Source organism: Thermus sp. FJN-A (genome assembly GCF_054655095.1).
The window spans coordinates 1-239 of record NZ_BAAHSC010000016.1 but is presented as its reverse complement, the minus strand read 5'-3'; the positions used below and the strand labels follow the sequence as shown (position 1 = coordinate 239).

General features: G+C 72.0%; 1 pseudogene. It reads right to left on the bottom strand.

From position 1 onward, the window contains the following. Positions 1–239 (bottom strand): annotated as a pseudogene (locus ACYQ0J_RS00075) (ATP-binding protein); the annotation flags it as partial.

Here is a 239-nt window from a genome sequence, read left to right as displayed (position 1 = left end):
TTAGGGTCTCCGGGTGGACGGCCAGGACCAGGGTGGCCACCTCGGCGAAGGCCACCAGCCAGGGGACCACACTGGGGGTGAGGCCCGTGGCGTCGTCCACGACGAGGGTGACGGGGTTCACCCCTTCGGGGCGCTTGAGGGCCTTGAGGAGGCTCCTCGCCTTCTCCTCGTTCCCCGGGTAGCGCCTCTGCCAGGCCTTGAGGTCGGCCTCGAGGTCCCTCCCCCGCCCCCCCCCTTCC